Below are 2,764 nucleotides of genomic sequence, written 5' to 3'. Positions count from 1 at the left end.
GTGGTGGGCCTGGGGCGACAGCCCTCAGGCCGTCGCAGCGCCGACCACCGCCGCCCCTGCGCCCGAACCCGCCCCCGTGGCCCACGCCGCGGCGCCCACGCCCAGCGCGCGAGCGCCCGATCGCAGCGCGGCGCGCGACATGTGGAAGCAACGCCTCGAGCGTGCCCGCCGCACGCTCGACAGCTACCGCGAGGCCACGCGCTACCCGCATGAGTCGCGCCCGTTGGCCGAGCACCCGGACCAGGTCCGCCCTTTCGAGCCGGTCGCGACCGAGCGCCCGCTGCGCGAACCCGGTGGCCCAGCAATCGAAGGCCTGACGCTGCGCACGACGCAGGAACGCGTCTATTCGCAGGGTGACGAAAGCGTGCTGTTCACCGTGGCGGCGATCGACGGCGAAGGCCGCACGCTGCCGCTGCAGGTGCCGCGAGCGATGGCCCATGAAGGCGCCACCGGTGCGCGCCCCTCGAGCATCGCACCGGTGATGGTGCAGTTCACCGATGACGGCCGTGGTGGCGACACCGCTGCCGGCGACAACGTGCTCAGCTTTCGGTTGCAGCCGGTGCGCGACGGATTTGCCGAGCTCGACGGCTTGATCCGCGTCGAGCTGGCGCTGCAATCGGGCGAGCACCCGGGCTACGCATCCTTCGACGTGATCCACTCGCCCGGTGCGCCCGCCATCTGGGGCGCGACACCGCGTGAGGCGGTCGAGGCCGGGTCGCTGAACTTGTACCTGCCGGCCCAAGTGCTGCAACCCGGCCGCTATGTGGTGGCCGGTCGCGTCGACGATGCCAATGGCCGGCCAGTGGCGCTGCTGAACTTCAATGACGAGCTGGGTGTCGGGCCGACCGAGTTCAAGCTGCAGCTGTTCGGCAAGCTGGTGCGCGACACGCAGCCTGCCTTCCCGTTGGTGCTGCGCGACGTCGAGGCTTTCCTGCTGAAGCCCGACACCTTCCCTGACCGCTCGCTGATGCCGCGCCGAGCCGGCACGGTCTATCGGACCAAGGCTTACCCGCTGGTCGCGTTCTCGGCGGCCGAGTGGAGCAGTGAAGAGCGCAACCGCTATCTCACCGAGTACGGCAAGGACGTGCAGGAGGCCGAGGACCACCTGAAGGACTTGGGGTCGGGCCCCTGATGCGTGCGGGCGGGAACTGGTACAACCGCCGCACCTTTCAACAGCCCCTGCCCCTGCCATGCTGACCCCCTCCCGATTCCTGGCCACGCTGAGCCTGGTTGTCGGCGCGATCGCGCCTTTGCATGCCCAGACCGCGGCCGCTGGCGCGCCCGACCCCGAGCAACTGCGCAAGGTGGTTTCGGACACCGAACGCGCCTTCGCCAAGACCATGGCCGATCGCGACTTCGCGGCCTTTGCCAAGTTCCTGTCGGCCGATACGGTGTTCCAGGGCGCCAAGGGCTCGCTGCGGGGCCCGGCCGCGGTGACCGCCGTCTGGAAGAAGTTCTTCGACGGCCCGAAGCCGCCGTTCTCGTGGGAGCCCGACAACGTCGAGGTGATGACCACCGGAGAGCTGGCTCTCAGCAGCGGCCCGGTGCGAGACCCCAACGGCAAGCTGGTTGCCCGTTTCAATTCGGTCTGGCGGCAAGAAGCCCCCGGCGTTTGGCGCATCATCCTGGACATGGGCAACGACGCTTGCGATTGCCCGAAGCCCTGATCCTTTTGCCCTGACCCGTTGACTGCTCACGAGGCCTCCTGATGAACACCGCTTTCTTTGCCCGCGGCCATGCGCTCAGCGCCGCCGCCTTTTGCGTGGCCAGCCTGGCCGTGCCGTCCGCGCAGGCCGCCTTGGCCATCGGCGCTGCTGCTCCCGACTTCTCAGCCGACGCTGCGCTGGGTGGTCAGCCCTATCGCTTCGTGCTCGCCGACGCACTGAAGAAGGGCCCGGTGGTGCTGTACTTCTACCCGAAGGCCTTCACTAGCGGCTGCACGGTCGAGGCACACCAGTTCGCCGAGGCAACCCCAAAGTTTGCGGCACTCGGCGCGACCGTGATCGGCATGTCGAACGACGACATCGAGACACTGAAGAAGTTCTCGGTCGAAGCCTGCCGCAACCAGTTCGCGGTGGCGGCCGACCCGGGCGCGAAGATCATCAAGCAGTACGACGCGACGCTCGCGGTGGTGCCCAACATGGCCAACCGCATCTCGTATGTGATCAGCCCGCAAGGCAAGGTGCTGCTGGCCTACGCCGCGATGGACCCGGACGGCCACGTCAATGCAGCCATGAAGGCGATCGAGCAATGGAAGGCCAGCCAGCCGGCCAAACCTTGATCGGCGTGATCGGCGAGGGGCCCCGCGGCCCCTCTGACACCTGTTAAAAAGACTGAGTGGCGGGCTGGCACACGCGTGCCAACCCACCATCAGCTCCTCCCCTGTGGCAGTCTTCGCTGCCTGTCGTGCGGCCACCGCTCTGGGGTCAGCCGCCGATTTCAATGGCCGTCATGGCGGCCTTTGTCTCCTCGGCCCCTCTCAATAAATTCACACCATCAGTTCGCCGCTGACAGCTCCTGGTAGAAGACGCCGTTGTCGAGCGTCACGAACAGGAAGCGGCCATCGGACGACACCTTGGTGCGGCCCTCGCCGAAGGCCCAGCCGCCTTGCCAGTCGAAATTGCCCGGCACGGTGAAGCGGCGCCGTTCGGTCATCGTCTTGCGGTCGTACTCGGCGACGAAGTTGCTGTCCGCGAACGGGAAGTACACGACCTCGCCGGATGGCGCATACGCCGCGCCGATCGGGGTTTGACCCGCGTAGGTG

The 2,764-nt window shown here is 67.7% G+C and carries 4 protein-coding genes; 3 read left to right on the top strand and 1 reads right to left on the bottom strand.

The features are described from left to right. The 3 genes from AC1DYI_RS31715 to AC1DYI_RS31705 all read left to right on the top strand — a co-directional run. A partial coding sequence (locus tag AC1DYI_RS31715) for a hypothetical protein (protein WP_477208092.1) occupies positions 1-1,132 on the top strand: 1,132 nt, incomplete at its 5' end. Positions 1,133-1,190: 58 nt separating this feature from the next. Then, positions 1,191-1,667, top strand: coding sequence for a YybH family protein (locus tag AC1DYI_RS31710; RefSeq protein ID WP_477208091.1), 477 nt, complete (start codon positions 1,191-1,193; stop codon positions 1,665-1,667). A 41-nt stretch (positions 1,668-1,708) separates the two neighbouring features. Next, positions 1,709-2,281, top strand: a complete 573-nt coding sequence (locus AC1DYI_RS31705) for a peroxiredoxin (protein ID WP_477208090.1) — start codon at positions 1,709-1,711, stop codon at positions 2,279-2,281. 215 nt (positions 2,282-2,496) lie between these two features. Here AC1DYI_RS31705 and AC1DYI_RS31700 read toward each other — a convergent pair. Further along, a partial coding sequence (locus AC1DYI_RS31700) for a hypothetical protein (protein ID WP_477208089.1) occupies positions 2,497-2,764 on the bottom strand: 268 nt, incomplete at its 5' end.

It is taken from the genome of Ideonella sp. P3_A4, assembly GCF_056403075.1.
The sequence above is the reverse complement of the archived record's forward strand: the minus strand, read 5'-3'. Positions and strand labels throughout refer to the sequence as shown.